At 65.7% G+C, this 15,600-nt stretch carries 16 protein-coding genes; 6 read left to right on the forward strand and 10 right to left on the reverse strand.

The window, feature by feature from the left end:
• Positions 1-101: 101 nt before the first annotated feature.
• Positions 102-1,643, forward strand: a complete 1,542-nt coding sequence (locus tag MU558_RS14125) for a DUF790 family protein (RefSeq protein WP_246967282.1) — start codon at positions 102-104, stop codon at positions 1,641-1,643.
• A gap of 101 nt (positions 1,644-1,744) precedes the next feature.
• On the forward strand, positions 1,745-2,584 hold the full coding sequence (locus tag MU558_RS14130; protein WP_246967285.1) for an alpha/beta fold hydrolase: 840 nt from the start codon (positions 1,745-1,747) through the stop codon (positions 2,582-2,584).
• Between the two features lie 10 nt (positions 2,585-2,594).
• Here MU558_RS14130 and tuf read toward each other — a convergent pair whose 3' ends face one another.
• The 4 genes from tuf to MU558_RS14150 form a co-directional block, all read right to left on the reverse strand.
• On the reverse strand, positions 2,595-3,860 hold the full coding sequence (gene tuf, locus MU558_RS14135; RefSeq protein WP_246967299.1) for a translation elongation factor EF-1 subunit alpha: 1,266 nt from the start codon (positions 3,858-3,860) through the stop codon (positions 2,595-2,597).
• A gap of 88 nt (positions 3,861-3,948) precedes the next feature.
• On the reverse strand, positions 3,949-4,842 hold the full coding sequence (locus MU558_RS14140; protein ID WP_246967302.1) for a universal stress protein: 894 nt from the start codon (positions 4,840-4,842) through the stop codon (positions 3,949-3,951).
• 74 nt (positions 4,843-4,916) lie between these two features.
• On the reverse strand, positions 4,917-5,459 hold the full coding sequence (locus MU558_RS14145; RefSeq protein ID WP_246967305.1) for a DUF7122 family protein: 543 nt from the start codon (positions 5,457-5,459) through the stop codon (positions 4,917-4,919).
• Positions 5,459-6,367: an RsmB/NOP family class I SAM-dependent RNA methyltransferase gene (locus tag MU558_RS14150; protein ID WP_246967307.1), complete on the reverse strand. Its 909-nt coding sequence runs from the start codon at positions 6,365-6,367 to the stop codon at positions 5,459-5,461. The genes MU558_RS14145 and MU558_RS14150 overlap by 1 nt, the downstream gene beginning before the upstream one ends.
• A gap of 262 nt (positions 6,368-6,629) precedes the next feature.
• Between MU558_RS14150 and MU558_RS14155 the strand changes: the two genes are divergently transcribed.
• The 4 genes from MU558_RS14155 (at position 6,630) to MU558_RS14170 (ending at position 10,051) form a co-directional block, all read left to right on the forward strand.
• On the forward strand, positions 6,630-8,000 hold the full coding sequence (locus MU558_RS14155) for a geranylgeranyl reductase family protein (protein ID WP_486641995.1): 1,371 nt from the start codon (positions 6,630-6,632) through the stop codon (positions 7,998-8,000).
• 110 nt (positions 8,001-8,110) lie between these two features.
• A complete protein-coding gene (locus MU558_RS14160; RefSeq protein ID WP_246967310.1) occupies positions 8,111-8,944 on the forward strand; it encodes an aldo/keto reductase in 834 nt (277 codons plus the stop codon).
• Between the two features lie 76 nt (positions 8,945-9,020).
• Positions 9,021-9,791, forward strand: a complete 771-nt coding sequence (locus tag MU558_RS14165) for a hypothetical protein (RefSeq protein WP_246967313.1) — start codon at positions 9,021-9,023, stop codon at positions 9,789-9,791.
• A gap of 68 nt (positions 9,792-9,859) precedes the next feature.
• The gene (locus MU558_RS14170) at positions 9,860-10,051 is read left to right on the forward strand and encodes a DUF7333 family protein (RefSeq protein ID WP_246967332.1); all 192 of its coding nucleotides are present in this window, start codon (positions 9,860-9,862) and stop codon (positions 10,049-10,051) included.
• A 416-nt stretch (positions 10,052-10,467) separates the two neighbouring features.
• Here MU558_RS14170 and MU558_RS14175 read toward each other — a convergent pair whose 3' ends face one another.
• From MU558_RS14175 to MU558_RS14200, 6 genes are all read right to left on the reverse strand, one after another.
• On the reverse strand, positions 10,468-11,439 hold the full coding sequence (locus tag MU558_RS14175) for a phosphoadenosine phosphosulfate reductase family protein (protein WP_246967335.1): 972 nt from the start codon (positions 11,437-11,439) through the stop codon (positions 10,468-10,470).
• 150 nt (positions 11,440-11,589) lie between these two features.
• Positions 11,590-12,030, reverse strand: a complete 441-nt coding sequence (locus tag MU558_RS14180) for a universal stress protein (RefSeq protein WP_246967338.1) — start codon at positions 12,028-12,030, stop codon at positions 11,590-11,592.
• A gap of 80 nt (positions 12,031-12,110) precedes the next feature.
• On the reverse strand, positions 12,111-13,247 hold the full coding sequence (locus MU558_RS14185; protein WP_246967340.1) for an SPFH domain-containing protein: 1,137 nt from the start codon (positions 13,245-13,247) through the stop codon (positions 12,111-12,113).
• Between the two features lie 118 nt (positions 13,248-13,365).
• A complete protein-coding gene (locus tag MU558_RS14190; RefSeq protein WP_246967343.1) occupies positions 13,366-13,671 on the reverse strand; it encodes a zinc ribbon domain-containing protein in 306 nt (101 codons plus the stop codon).
• A gap of 156 nt (positions 13,672-13,827) precedes the next feature.
• The gene (locus tag MU558_RS14195) at positions 13,828-14,814 is read right to left on the reverse strand and encodes a patatin-like phospholipase family protein (RefSeq protein WP_246967346.1); all 987 of its coding nucleotides are present in this window, start codon (positions 14,812-14,814) and stop codon (positions 13,828-13,830) included.
• A gap of 154 nt (positions 14,815-14,968) precedes the next feature.
• Positions 14,969-15,547 (reverse strand): DUF7110 family protein, encoded by a 579-nt coding sequence (locus MU558_RS14200; protein ID WP_246967349.1) that lies wholly within the window; start codon positions 15,545-15,547, stop codon positions 14,969-14,971.
• Positions 15,548-15,600 lie beyond the last annotated feature (53 nt).

Genomic DNA, 15,600 nt, shown 5'->3' on the forward strand with positions numbered 1-15,600 from the left:
ACTCGAGTATCGTGCCGACTGCACCAGCCGCACAGCAACCGTGCTCGTCGAACGGCCGCGTCCGGGTGACTTTTGGCGACGTCGCTCCCACCAGTGAGTAGATGCTGACGAAGGACCTGTTGCGCGTCTCTCGGGCCGGCGGTGGCTTCCACCCGCAGTTCGCCGGACGCGAACACCGGCCGCTTGCCGCCCGGGTCATCGGAACGTTCCAGGGCCACGTCGGCGAATCGCGCGAGCGCCTCGAGTCCGCGCTCGCCGATCTGGAGCGCGACGCGGACGACTACAAACTCGTCCGCGGCTTCGCGGCGCTGCTCGAGCGCGAGTCGACTTTCGAGACGCGGGCAGCGATCGATCCCGTCCGGGCGCGCCGAGCGACGTTCCGGGCGGCCGAGGCCGTCGGCGTCGTGACGGCCGACGAGCGGGAGACGGCACTCGAGCAGGTGGGCGAGTCACTCGGCGTCTCGGCAGACGACCTCGAGGCGTCGCTGTACGCCGACCTCGACGAGCGACAGGTCCTCGCGGCGGTCGACTCCCGGTGGGACCCCGACGGCCTGGTCGCCCAGTACAACCTCTCGCTGGCCCAGACGGCGCTGTTCGACGCGACCGAAGTCCGGGTACGCTCGAGCGATCCGAAGGCGCTCGTCTCGGCGATCAAGCGCCTCCGGCTGATGTACGAGATTCGAAAGACGGCAGCCGGACGCGAGGTCGTCGTCACGGGCCCGACGCACCTCTTTCGGGCCACGCGCCGGTACGGGACGCGCTTCGCTCGCCTGCTCCGGACGGTAGCCAGAGCCGAGGAGTGGCACCTCGAGGCGACGATCGACGACCGGGGCACCGAACGTCCGCTCGACCTCTCCCACGAGGATCCGATTCGCGTCCCCGACGCCGCCCCCGTCGCGACGGTGTCGTTCGACAGCGGCGTCGAGGCCGACTTCGCCGCTCGATTTTCGAACCTCGATCTCCCGTGGGACCTCGTTCGCGAACCCGAACCGCTCGCGACGGGAACCCGGGTGATGATCCCCGACTTCGCGTTCGACTACCGCTACGGGCGTCCCGACTCGAGCGCAGCGAACGAGTCATGCGACGGCGACTTTCGCGTCTACTTCGAGATCATGGGCTTCTGGACGCCCGAGTACGTCGAGAAGAAGCTCTCGCAACTCGAGTCGGTCGAAGACGTGGACCTGCTTGTGGCCGTCGACGAGTCGCTGGGCGTCGGCGAGGAGATCGCGGCTCGCGACCACCGGGCGATCCCCTACACCGACACCGTCCGCGTCAAGGACGTCGTGGACGTTCTCCGGGAGTACGAACGGGACCTGGTCGCCGAAAGCGCCGCCGCCCTGCCCGACGAACTCGTGCCCGACGAGGACGTGATCTCCCTCGCCGACCTCGCGGCCCGACGCGGCGTCAGCGAGGAGGCGCTCGCGGACGCGTCGTTTCCCGATCACGAACTCGTCGGCCGGACGCTGGTCCGCCCTCGCGTCCTCGAGGACCTGGCCGACGACCTCGAGGCGGGAATGGCACTCGGGGACGCCGAGGCGATCCTCGACGACGCCGGCCTGACGGATTCGAGCGCGGCGCTGTCGCGGCTCGGCTACCGCGTCGAGTGGGAGGGGCTGTCGGGCGGGACCGTCCGCGAACGTTGATCTGACGGCGCGGCCGATCGGCAGCGAGTTCGACTCGAGCAACCACGACTGGGCCTTTTTGGTCGTTGCCGGTGTACGACGGTCGACGAGGGAGATCTCGAATGGATACTTCGCGACCCGAACGAGGCCAGTTGCTGGACGAGTTTCCGTACGTTCGAGTCGGCGACGGCCCACGCACGCTCCTCCTGATTCCCGGCATCGGCGACGCGCTGTTCGACGGCGAGTACGGTCAGCTCGCCTCCTGGGGTCTCCGGGCGTTTCTCCGTGAGTACGTCGACGACCACACGGTGTATCTGGTGAGTCGACCGCGTGGACTCGCCAAGGGAACGTCGATCCGGGACATGGCACGCGACTACGGCCGCGTCCTCGACGAGGAGCTCGGCCCCGCGTCGGTGATCGGGGCCTCGATGGGCGGACTGATCGCACAGGACCTCGCGATCGACCGACCGGATCTGGTCGATCGGCTCGTCCTCGCCGTCTCCGGCTGTCGGGTCGCAGCCGAGAGCGTGCCGACGATCCGTCGGAACCGCCGACGGGCGCTCGAGCACGACTGGACGGCGCTTCGCAGCGAACTGCTCCGGGAACTTTACACCGGCTGGCGGCGCGCGGTCTATCCGCGACTCTCGCGGACGATCGGCCGCGTTCGACCGCCGAACCCCGCCGATCCGCTCGACGTCGTCGTCTCGATCGACGCCGTCCTCGAGTTCGACAGCCGGGAGCGACTCGAACGGATCCACGCACCGACGCTGGTCATCGGGGGGACCGACGATCTCTACTTTCCAGAGCCGATCCTCCGAGAAACCCACGAGGAGATCCCTGACGCACAGCTAGCGATGTTTCGCGAGGTCCGCCACGGTGCGTTCCTCGAGCGGAAGGCGGGGTTCGACAACTGGGTCACTCGATTCCTCACGAGCGAGCCGACGCAGGTCTCCTACGGGTGAGGTCTCGCACTCAGCCTTCGTCGATCGAGAGCACGCGACCCGCGGCGACCGTCTGGCCCATGTCGCGAATGGCGAAACTCCCGAGTTCGGGGATCTCGCTCGAGGGCTCGACGCTGAGCGGTTTCTGCGGGCGGACGGTCACGATGGCGGCGTCGCCCGACTGGATGAAGTCGGGGTTCTCCTCTTCGACCTCGCCGCTCGAGGGATCGATCTTCTGGTCGATCGTCTCGAGCGTGCAGGCGACCTGTGCCGTGTGGGCGTGGAAGACCGGCGTGTACCCCGCGGTGATGACCGAGGGGTGTTGCATGACGACGATCTGGGCCTGGAAGGTCCGTGCCACGGTCGGCGGGTCGTCGGCCGGACCGCAGACGTCGCCGCGACGAATGTCGTCTTTGCCGATGCCGCGGACGTTGAACCCGACGTTGTCGCCGGGTTCGGCGCGGGGAATCTCCTCGTGGTGCATCTCGATCGTCTTGACCTCGCCGCCGACATCGCTGGGCTGGAAGGAGACGGTGTCGCCGATTTCCATGACGCCAGTCTCGACCCGCCCGACGGGAACGGTACCGATGCCCGAGATGGTGTAGACGTCCTGGATCGGCAAGCGAAGCGGCGCGTCTGTCGGGGGTTCCGTCTCCGGCAGGTCGTTCAGGGCGTCGAGGATCGTCGGCCCGTCGTACCACGGCGTGTTCTCGGAGAGTTCGGCGACGTTGTCGCCCTCGAACGCCGAGATCGGGATGAAACTCGCGTCCTCGGTGGCGAAACGGACCTGATCGAGCAGGGCCTTGACCTCCTCGACGACCTCGCGATAGCGGTCCTCGTCGTAGTCGACGACGTCCATCTTGTTGACGCCGACGATCAGTTCGTCGATGCCGAGCGTCCGTGCCAGGAAGACGTGCTCCTGGGTCTGGGGTGCGACGCCGTCGTCTGCGGCGACGACGAGGACGGCGTTGTCCGCCTGCGACGCCCCTGTGATCATATTCTTCACGAAGTCGCGGTGGCCGGGCGTGTCGACGACCGTGAAGTAGTAGACGTCGGTTTCGAACTCCTGGTGGGCGATGTCGATCGTCAGGCCGCGTTCTCGCTCTTCGGCCAGATTGTCCATCACGTAGGCGAACTCGAAGCCGCCCTTGCCTTTCTCCTCTGCTTCCTCGCGATGCTGTTCGATGACGTGCTCGGGGATGCTCCCCGTCTCGAACAGCAGTCGGCCGACCAGCGTCGACTTTCCGTGGTCGACGTGGCCGATGATCGCCAGGTTCTGGTGTGGTTTATCTACCATTTCGATCCCCTCGAGTACTATGGTACGTGACACCAGGGCAAAACGCTTGATGGACACCCAACATATTTGAAGGGATTGTCGCGGCCGGTTAGGGCTCCCCGTCGGCCATCGGCACGCACAACACCGGCACAGAGGCGTTGCGAACGACGTTCTCGGTGACGCTTCCGAGAAGGCGTTGTTTGACGCCGGACCGCCCGTGGGTACCCATAACGACGAGGTCGACGTCTTCGTCCTCGACGTACGTCAGGATCACCCGCGATGGGGGACCGCTGGCCACCGTTCCCGTGACGCTGACGTCTGCCTCGAGCGCGCGTTCTCGCACCGTCGCGAGCGCACCCTTCCCCTGTAACTCGAGCGCCTCGAAGATCTCGTCTGCTCCCTCGCCGCTCACCAGCCGGCTCGTGTCGGCCGAGTACAGCGCGTGGACCATCGCGTCGAACGCGTCCGCCAGCGTGACGCCCCACTCGACTGCGACCGCTGCCGTCTCGCTCCCGTCGGTCGGCAACAGAACGTCGTCGTAGTCGTAGCCGTCTGCTGGCGTGTCGCCTGCTGCTGGCGGGACCGCGAGTACCGGCGAACTCGTCGTCCGGAGAACGTTCTCGGTGACGCTGCCGAGTAGGACCCGCTCGAGGCCTGTCCGGCCTTTCGTCCCCATCGCGACGACGTCGACGTCGTGCTCGTCGGCGTACGCGCCGATGATCTCGAACGGAACGCCGCGCTCGACTGCTGTGGTGGCGTCGACGCCCGCGTCCCGGGCGAGCGTCGCGACCGCGTCGACCGCTCGCTCGGCCTCGCGCTCGAGCGGCGACTGGCCGTCACCGTCGAACTCGAGGGCTTCGGCGGCGTGGGTCACGTCGACGACCGAGAGGACGTGGACGTCTGCGTCGACCGTGCTCGCGAGGTCGATCCCCCGCCTCGCACCGGCGAGTGCGCCCTCGCTCCCGTCGGTGGGGATCAGGACCGACTCGATGGATCGGTTCATGTCACGACGGTACGACGTCGACGTACAAGATACTACGTGGCGACGTCACGTCGGCCGAACGGCGAGCCGCTCCGCTACGTTCGACCGGCGAGGTCGCGCCGTCTCCCTTTCGGTACCAGCGAGCGCAACTCGCCGTGGAGGTAGAGTCCGACGCCGAGCGGTTCGCGCTCGCCTGCGACCGTGTGGGCGGCGATCAGGTACCCCCAGTCGCCGTCCCACTCGAGGTCCTGGTCCTCGCCGGCGACGAACCGCCGCGCCTGCTCGCGGGTCAGGTCGATCACGCAGTCGGTCGCGTGTCCGCCAAAGCGCTGGACGAAGTCGGTCGTCGGCTTCCAGTGTTCCTGGCGCGTCCGCAGGCAGGTCATCCCGAGTGCCTCGAGTTCGACCGGCGTCGGCGACTCGCCCGCGTAGATCCAGATCTTTCCTGCTCCTTTCTCCCAGAACGTGTGGTCGTCGAAGGTTTCTGGCGGAATGCCGAACCGGTCCGCGAAGTACTCGAGGGTCTCCGCACGGCTCACCCGTCCCTCGACGGTCCGCTCGTCGGCCGTCGCCGGCAGTCGATCGAACCGCTGGCCGACGTTCTCCTCGAGGTCGCCGTCGCCCGCGTCACCCGACATCAGGCGGTCACCTCCAGTTTCGCGACGAAGAAGCCGCCCGTGTCGTTGTGGTGTGGGTAGATTCGCATCGCCCGCTCGAGGCTCGAGTCGTACGCCTCGTCGTCCCACTCGGTGAGTCCGGGCGCGTACTCGAGGTCGGCGTCGGCGTCGACGACGCGACAGTCCTCCTCCTCGAGGACGTAGTCGACGACGGCCTCGTTCTCCTCGGGGGCGAACGTACAGGTCGAGTAGACGACGGACCCGCCCTCGCGGGTGGCCTGGACCGCCCGCCGGAGGATCCCCTTCTGGATGCCCGAGACGGACTTGACGTGACCGACGGACCAGTCACAGAGCGCGTCGGGGTTCTTCCGGATCGTTCCCTCGCAGGAACACGGCGCGTCGACGAGCGACCGGTCGAACTCGTCGAACGCGAGGGGCTTCATCGAGAAGTTGCGCGCGTCCTGGTTGGTCACTGCGATCGAGGTCACACCGAGGCGTTCGGCGTTGAACCGCAGCGCCGAGAGTCGCCCGAGGTTGCTGTCGTTGCCCACGACGGTTCCCCGGTCGTCCATCAGTGCCGCGAGCTGGGTCGTCTTCCCGCCCGGAGCGGCACAGGCGTCCCAGACCCGGTCGCCGGGCTCGGGGTCGAGGACGACCGGCGGCACCGCCGACACCTCCTCCTGTCCGTGCGTGAACCCGTGGTACGACGCCCAGGTCGACCCCGGCGAGTCGGTCTCGAGACGCAGGACCCGCGGGTTCCACGCTGCCTGGTCGTACTCGACGCCCTCCTCGTCCAGCGTGGCCGTCGCCCGCTCGACGCTCGCCTTGATCGTGTTCACGCGGACGGCGTTGCCGAGCGGTCGCCGACACGCCTCGAGGAAGGCCTCGAAGTCGTCGACGATCGGTCGGTACCGCTCGAGTGGCTCCATTGCTCGCCTGTTCGGTCGCTCGCCGTTTGTGGGTTTCGAAGCGGGGGCGGTCCGACGTCCCAGGAGTAGCGCCCGCGCCGTCGACGGCGTGACCTCGAGAACGGGCACGAGAGTGGTGACCGGCACCGAACCGAGGCTGGCGACGCGAGACGGTGACTGATGACGTGGCAGGTCGTCTCGTGACCCGTTTCTCGTCGTTTTTCCGGCGTCAGAACGGATCCTGCCCATTTTTTATCGTGGGACCGCTCCGGGAGCGATAGAGATGTCTACGGAAAGTCACGACGTAGTGGTCATCGGCGGCGGAACCGCCGGCTGCTTCGCCGCGGCGACCGCTGCCCAGGAAGGGGTCGACGTCGTCCTCCTCGAGCGCAAGACCGAGGAGGAGGCGGGACACATCGCCTGTGGCGACGGAATCAAGGGCGCGAGTGCGTTTCCCGACGTCGTCGACCGCGACCGGCTCGACGAGGAGGCGTTTACCAACCGGAACATCAGCAGGGCGATCTTCGAGAATCCCCAGACCGGCGAGTCGATCGACGTCCCGTTCGACGAGTCCGGCGGCGTCGTCGACCGCTGGACGTACGGGCGGGTGCTCCTCGACGAGGCCGACCGTGCCGGCGCGGAGATCCACTACGAGACGGTCGTTCAGGACGTCGTCCAGCCCGACGATCGGGTCGAGGGCGTGACGGCGATGCGGAACGGAGAGCCAGTCACGTACGAGGCCGACGTCGTCGTCGACGGGGCGGGATCGCTCTCGTTGCTCCAGGACAGGATCGACTTCTCCGGGTCGACGTTCGACACCAACGTCACCTACCAGCAGTTCTGCTCTGCCTATCGTGAGATCCTCGAGGTCGACGACCCCGTCGACTGGGACGACGCGCTGGTGTTCAAGCCCACCGAGGAACTGGGCTACCTCTGGTACTTCCCGCGCTCCTCGACGGAGATCAACGCCGGGCTGGGCTTTCAGATGAACAAGCCGCCGATGAAACTCGTCGAGGACCTCAAACGCGACCTCGAGACCCGACCCGAGTTCCGGAACGCGACAGTGACGGACAAACTGGGTGCCGCTCTCCCGACCCGGCGGCCCTACGACTCGGCCGTCCATCCGGGGTACGTCGCCGTCGGCGACGCCGCAGCCCACGTCAATCCCTGTACCGGCGGCGGGATTCCGGGCGCGGCGAAGGCGGGCCACTGGGCGGCGGAGGTCGCCATCGAGGCGATCGGCGACGGCGACGTCGGCGAGGCCGCGCTGTGGGAGTACAACCGACGCGTCCAGACCGGCTTCGGCAAGCGCTTCGCCGCGATGGACCTCTACAACATTTTCGGCGGCGCTCACGACGTCGACGAACTGGTCTCGGTGATCACCTCGTTGCCCGGCCAGCAACTCGTCGACGCCATCGGGAAACGGGGCACTGCCTCCATGGGGCTCGGCCTGAAGCTCAAGACGATCCTGAAGACGTTCGGCCACTGGGACGTCCTCTACGAACTCTACAGGGTCCAGAGTCTCGCCGCCGATCTCAAAGACGTCTACGACTCCTACCCGGGCGACCCGGCCTACTTCGACGCCTGGCAAAAAGAGCGCGACGCCGTCATGGACCGACTGTACGACGTCACGGGTGCGGAGCCGAAGTACTGATACTATCTGACAATAGCCAGTACGTACTCGAGAGCGACTCGCCCTGTCGGACGGCGAACCGCTGGCCGCGATCCCAACCCCTTTTCCCACCGGTCGACTACCCGTCGGCGATGACAGACGAGATCCCCGTCGATCGCTACCCGACAGCCAACGGCATGCCGGTCCTCGGACTCGGCACGTGGCAGAACACCGACCCCGAGCAGTGCGCCGAGAGCGTCCAGACCGCACTCGAGGTCGGCTACCGCCACGTCGACACCGCACAGGCCTACGACAACGAGGAGGCCGTCGGTGACGGACTCGCGGCTGCCGACGTCGATCGCGAGGACGTCTTCCTCGCGACGAAGGTCTGGAACTCGAACCTGGCGTCCGACGACGTCCTCGAGACGGCGCGGGCGAGTCTCGATCGGCTCGGCGTCGATTACGTCGACCTGCTGTACGTCCACTGGCCGGCGGGTCCGTACGACGCCGAGGAGACGCTGCCGGCGTTCGAACAGCTGTACGACGAGGGGCTGATCGAACGGGTCGGTGTCAGCAACTTCACGCCCGACCTCCTCGAGGAAGCGGTCGACGTCTGCGACGTGCCGATCTTCGCCAACCAGGTCGAGCTACACCCGCTGCACCCTCAGGAGGAGCTTCGCGAGGCGTGCGAGCGCCACGACGTCGAGGTCGTCGCCTACTCGCCGCTGGCGCGCGGCGAGGTCTTCGACGTGCCCGAGATCCAGGAAATCGCGGCCAAACACGACGCGAGCGAGGCGCAGGTCAGTCTCGCCTGGCTCCGCGAGAAAGGCATCACTGCGATCCCCAAGGCGACGAGTCAGGCCCACGTCGAGGACAACTGGCGGTCGCTCGACCTCGAGCTAGACGACGAGGATGTCGAGATGATCGACGCGATCGACCGCACGGATCGCCAGGTCGATCCGGACTTCGGTCCCTGGAACCGATGAACAGTCAGTCGACGTGACTGTCTTCGTGCCGAGAAAAGCCGGAACGTTAACGGTACGCCGGTGTCACGGGTTCGGTATGGCTACCCGCGCACGCAACAGCGGTGGCATCGTCGGCGCGGTGAAAGTCGACTTGCAGCGGTTACACGGCGCGTGGATGGAGATCGTTTTCCCTCGCCAGCGTGGCCGCGGCCACTCCGTGATGGGCAAGTGGCGACCCGAGACGCTTCCACAGAAGATTGGCTACCACTTCTGGAGCGTCCTCGGGACGGTCGGCTTGCTCCTCCTCTACCCGCTGACCGTCATCGGCTTCGCGACCCGCTTTTACGCGGCGAAACTCGACTCGACGACGACTCGTCTCGGCATCCTCGGTGTCACGGGTGTCGCACTGCTCGGCTGGGGACTGTTGACGGTCGCCTGGGGGGCGATGTCGTACATGGAACAGATCGACATCCCCCTCGACGCGGTCGTCGCGGTCGCGGCGGCCAGCGGCGTCGCGACGGTCGCGACCGCACTCGCCGCGACGTTCTCGAAAGTCGGCGGCCGGGGCACGTCGGTCGCCCTCGCGTACCCGTTCGCGATGACGGCCCTGTTCCTCCCGCCGGTCGTCGCGGCGCTCGTCACGCCGTCGCTCGAGGGGTACGTCCTCGAGCCGAGTTACGACCTCGCGGCGTGGTTGCTCGACAACGTGTTGTTCGTCGGCGGGGTCAACGAGTTCCTCCGGACGAACTACACGCTCGAGGGAGCCGCCTACGCGGGGATGTGGCTCGGCTTCTCGTTCCCGCTGGGCTGGTTCTTCGGCGTCGTCGTCGCGCTGGCGAACCTCGTCAGACCGTCCGAGCGAGGGTAATGGACGGTTTTCCCTATGGACTCTCCGCTGTCGATACCATTAGGTAGGCTACCTCCTAACCTCGAGATATGGAACTCGACGTAGCCAAGACGGCCATCGCGTTCGTCGTCGTGATCGGGATCGGCGTCGGTGGCCTCCTCGCCGCGCCGATGATGACCGCCGACACCGTGTTGATGATGGTTGCGCCGTCGATGATCGTATTCGGGCTGATTATGCTGGGTATCGGCGTCGCACACGGCCAGTACCGCGCGACGCACTGATTATCCGTCGAACGCGTTCGCGACCGTCCGTATCGCGTTCGGAACTCCACCGAGCGTTTCTATCCGGACGTACTCGCCGTACGCGTCGGCGATCGCCGCGATCCTGTTACTACTGGACAACGGTCAGTGACTACTCGATCGCGTCTCGCCGTCTGTCGCCGCTGGCGACAGCGTCTCGAGTGCGATCGATGCCTGAACCGTTTTGTCCAGCAGTATGACTGCTCACAGTCCAGTGGCGTCAGACGGGACGAACTCCGTGGCCGTGGCGTCCTCGTCCCGTTCGTGACCGTTCTCGACGGTTTCGGTCGGCGAAGGGGGAACGACACGGCCGTCGACACGGCCGTCGACACGACCGACTCGAGACCGCTCTATGCGAAGAGAATCGTCGCTTTCGAACCGGAGGAGTCCAGTTTGGGTTACATGTAACCCAGGTCGCGCAGCCGCTCCATCAGGTCCTCTTTGTCCTGTGCACGACCCGCACGTTCGGTCGTGCTCTCGAGGTCCTGCAGCCACGCGGGTTCGGTGTCGGACTTCTCGGTCGAGACTTCGCTGCCCAGCGAACGGAAGCCGGCGAAGTACTTCGGCGAGACGGGGATGTCGTCCTGGGTGAGGTCGTTCGGCAGGTCGTCGTCGCCCTGTGGGACGTAGCCGTCGTCGGGGTACGCCTCGACGGTGTCGGGGACGACGTAGTTCCAGAAGGCCTCCCAGACGGCGGCCTCGTCGAACTGGAGGATGGGCTGGATGCGGTCGTGGGGCGGGTAGATGTCCGGATCGTGACGGGGCGAGAAGAACGTCTCGTCGGCGCGAGCCTCCTGCTCGTCCCAGCGGACGCCGGAGATAACGCCGTCGACGCCTAAGTCCTCGAGGGCGTCGTTCAGCGCCACCGTCTTCAGCAGGTGGTTGCCCGCGTAGGTGTCGAGCAGGAACGGGAAGGTGTCCTCTTCGTACTCGAGGATCTCGCGGACGTGGTGCTGGTTGTGCTCCGAGAGGTCGGCGACGGGGACGTCGTCGCCCGGTTCGAGACCGTGTTCGTCGACGTAGTCGCCGATATCCTCGTTGCGGGCGTAGACGACCTCGAGGTCCCATTCGTCGGCCCACTTCTCGACGAAGCCGTGGATCGCATCGAAGTGCTGGAAGTGATCGATGAAGATCGCCGTCGGGAGGTCGTAGCCGTGTTTCTCGGCGACTTCCTTGACGAAGTAGAGCGTGAGCGTCGAGTCCTTGCCGCCGGTCCACATCACGGCGGGGTTCTCGTACTCCTCGAGGCCCTTCTGGGTGACCTCGATCGCCTTCTCGATTTTGTCTTCGAGACGCGGGTAGTCTGCCGGATCTTCGCCGTCGCCATCGTCGTAGTCGACGTCGACGTACTCGGGGAAGTTCTCGGACATAGGGTGTAATTAGATATAATTAGTAGGCTTAAACTCTTTTTGCCGGCGGAAACCTCTGACGGGAGTTAATGCGTTAACGCTTGTCGGTCGCTGGGGCGCTCTCACGATCAGCACGCGACGACAAACAGAATCGATCGGCTCGAGGACCCGTTACTCGTCGCTCGCGTCTCGCACGACGAAGACGGGAACCGACGCGTTGTCGACGACCCGCTCCGAGACGCTGCCCATCGAAATCTGTTTCTCCCGTGGGCTCTTCCCCTGTGTCCCGATGACGATCAGGTCGGCGTCCACGTCGTCGGCATACCTGAGAATCTCCTTGTCCGGCGTGCCGTGTCTGACCTCCTCGACCGTCTCGAGGCCGGCCTCGCTCGCCCGGTCAGCGACGTCTGCGACGGCGTCTCGGCCTTCTCCCTCGAGGTTGGCTTCGATCTCCGCTCGCGTTCCGTCGGTCGCCGCCTGCAGGAGGCGCGTGTCGACGACGTAGAGCGCGTGGACGGTCGCGTCGTTGGTCTCGGCGATCGGGAGCGCGTGCTCGAGCGTCTGGCGAACGGTGCTGCTGCCGTCTGTCGGGACGAGAACGTTGTCGTACATCGATCTGGGACCTCTCGCTCGGCTACGTGTCCCCTCTCACTCCGTGGTCAGAAGTGTTTCGACTCCGCAGGTGGTGGCGTTCAGCGTCGCTTCGATCCGGGTTCGGGCCCGTCGTCGGGTGCCGACACGTCGCTACTGCCGGCATCGTCGGTCCGCACGTCCTCGCCCTCCTGGATCGCCTTCGCCTCCCGTTCCATCGCCTCGAGGTCCACCTCTGCTTCTCGATCGATCTCGCCGATGATCTCGGCGATGTCGTCCAGCCCGATCAGTTCGCGCGTCTCCTCGTCGAACTCGAGACTCTCGAGCCGAGCGCCGTCACCCTCGACGTCGCTGCCGGTGAGGCGTTTGCCGTAGCGGCCGACCATCGACGACAGTTCCTGCGGGAGGACGTACGTCGTCGACTCGCTGTGGCCGATGTCCGCGAGCGTCTCCAAACCCCTGTCGATGACGGCGCGTTCGCCCATCGACTCCGCCGAACGGGCTCTGAGGACGGTCGAGATCGACTCTCCCTGCGCCTCGAGGATCTGACTCTGTTTCTCGCCCTGCGCGCGGATGATCCGGCTCTGTTTGTCGCCTTCGGCCCGTTCGACGGCGCTGCGGCGTTCGCCCTGTGCCTCGAGGATCATCGCCCGTCGCCGCCGTTCGGCGGCGGTCTGCTGTTCCATCGCTCCCGTCACGTCACGGGACGGCGTCACTTCTCGAACTTCGACGCTCTCGACGCGGATCCCCCACTCGTCGGTGGGTTCGTCGAGTTCCTCGCGAATCCGCGCGTTGATCCGCTCGCGCTTGCTGAGCGTCTCGTCGAGTTCCATGTCACCCAGGACGGCACGCAGCGTCGTCTGGGCGAGGTTCGAAACCGCCCGCCTGTAGTCGTCGACCTCGAGGAACGCACGTCTGGCGTCCATTACCCTGATGTAGACGACGGCGTCGGCGGTCACGGGCGAGTTGTCGCGCGTGATCGCCTCCTGGGTCGGTACGTCGAGCGTCTGGGTTCGCATGTCGAAGGTGTACACTCGCGAGACGAACGGGGGTACGACGTTCAGTCCCGGCTGGAGGAGTTTGCGATACTCACCGAAGACGGTGAGGGCACCCCTGTCGTACGCGTCGACGATCTCGACCATCTGCCAGACGGTGATGGCCACGACCGCGACGGCGAGCGCTCCGACGGCGAGTGCCGGGTCAGCGAGTTGCAGGGGAACGAGTGCCGAAGCGTTCATTACGTATACAGGAGGGGCCCGGCCAGATAACCTTTGGTACATAGTCACACATCACGACCAGTTCGTCGGTTCCGGCGGGTCGCGCGGACGAGGCGATCGGATCGGGACGTCTCGCCGCTCACGACGGTAGCCGCCCGAGACAGTTCCGGCAGTACCTCGCGTTCGACGTATTCGATTCGCCACACCCCGGGCACCTGAGACTCGAGGAACCATCGGCCTCGACGTCGATTCCGATCGCCAGCGCGGTCAGCACGTCGTCCTCGAGTTCGTGGCCCTGTTCGTGCAGCCACCGCTCGACGAACGCGTCGTCGCGCAGTCGCTCGAGCCCTCGTACCAGGCCGAGAAAGAGCAGCGTCGGGGCGATCATGACGAGCGCTGCGACGGCGAGTCGCCAGATCGTTTCCACCGTTCCGGGATCGTCCATGGTAGATCTGGAACACGGCGAGAATAAAACAGTATCACCCGGAAATCCTCGCCGGCCGTTCCGACGAGAGACGGCGAGCGATGGTGGCGGCCAAATACCGGAGCCGAACCGCTCGAGACGGACGGACCCGTCGTACGTACGATCCGCTCCGCCCAACTACGTTCGTTCCCTGAGAAAGCGCTCGGCGCGTCGCGTTCCCCGCTGCAGCAACCGATCGACGAACTCCGGATCCCGGTCGACTTTCGACGGTACGGAGAGGTCACTGCCCAGGTCGATGAACTCGACGTCGATCGGCTTGTACTGTTCCGGAAGACTCCCGCTCTCGATCAGGTCGTTGATCTTTTCGATGAAGTAGACCTCCTGGTACAGCGAGAGATTGCCCGCCAGTTCGTTACGTCGGTCGACGACGTCCTCTACCGACTTTGGCACCTCCTCGCGGTGTCTGGGGTTGATCTGGACGATCCAGATCTCGTCTGGTTTCTCCGCCGCGTCGTCTGGCATCGTCAGAAAGTCTCGAATCGGCGGATTCTGCGAAAAGAGGCCGTCCCAGTACCAGTGGTCGTCGATCTCGACCGCTTCGAACAGCGTCGGAATCGCTGCCGACGCGAGAACCGTCTCCGCAGTGACTGCCTCGTTGTGGAAGGTTGCGAACTCGCCTTCGGTGACGTCCGCCGCCCCGACGATCAGATCCACGGACGCACCGCCGGCGAGTTCGGGAATGTGATCGAACCCGATGTGCGTCTCGAGCGTGTCGAGAAACCGATCACGTCCGGCGTCGGTGTACGGTACCTCGTACGGACTGAACAACGGCAACGGCCCACCGCGGGCAGCGAACGTTGCCAGCGCGACGGCCCACTCGTTGGCGATCCTGTCGACCGGCGACCGGGCCGAGAAATCCCGCCAGATCCCCTCGAGCGCCTCGACGGCACGCTCCGTCCCACCTGCGAGCAGGCCATACCACGCGGCGGTCGCGCAAACGGCCCCGCCGGACGTCCCGCTCAGGCCGACGAGTTCGTACGAGCGCGTGTCACACTCGCGGAGAAGTCGTTTGAGCACGCCAGCGGTGAACGCAGTGTGGCTACCGCCTCCCTGGCAGGCGATCGCGACTCGAGTGGTACTGTCGACGTCGGCACCGGTGCTCATGTGCCGATGTCAACGTATTTTACCTTAGTGTTCCGGGAAGCGATCACGTGACGAAGGCGTCGAGAAGCGTGGCCGTGTGGATTCTGTCGCGAAGGCGTCTATCCGCGATGGACCCCGCTATTCGCTGCTCGTCGTAGAACGCTTTCAGATGCCGTTACGAGATGAACTTGTTGTCTCGCCAGTTGACCCCACCCTGCGAACTCTGCCGGTCGCGTGGCCCTTCGACGACCTCGACGTCGGCCGGCCGAGCTTCGCCGTCGACGATGCGGGTCGCCTCGAGGTCACCGTCGTTCTCGGAGATCGCGGTCAGCGTCCCCTTCTCGGTCTGCTCGGCGATGCCACAGAGGACGAGGAACATCTCGTACTGCAGCAGCGAGTTCTGGAGGACGGTCTCGCGGTCGCCTTTGAACGCGGCGAACTCGACGAGTTCGGACTCGATTTCCTCTTCCTCCTCTTCGTCCCAGCGGAACGAACTCCGTCGTTCGTCGGGGTCTTCCTCGTAGACCCGGTTTTCGGTGATGCTCGCTTTGAGCTGGGCCGTCGGCGTGTACTTGCTGACGTTCTCGTCCTCGGCGACGGCCTTGAGGATCAGCGTGTTGTTCCTGCGTGTGATCTCCACGTCGGCGATCCCGTCCGGGTAGGTCGCGTCACCGATGTATTCGCGGAGGTCTTCGAGTGGCAGTTCGAGCGTCGAGTGAAGTCGATATACGTGTCTGGATTCCTCTGTTGACATGGTGGGAAGGTGTGTGCGGCGACAGTCGTCTGGTTTGTAGTACGGGAGCGTCG

The organism is Natribaculum luteum, from assembly GCF_023008545.1.
GTDB classification, from domain to species: Archaea; Halobacteriota; Halobacteria; order Halobacteriales; family Natrialbaceae; genus Natribaculum; species Natribaculum luteum.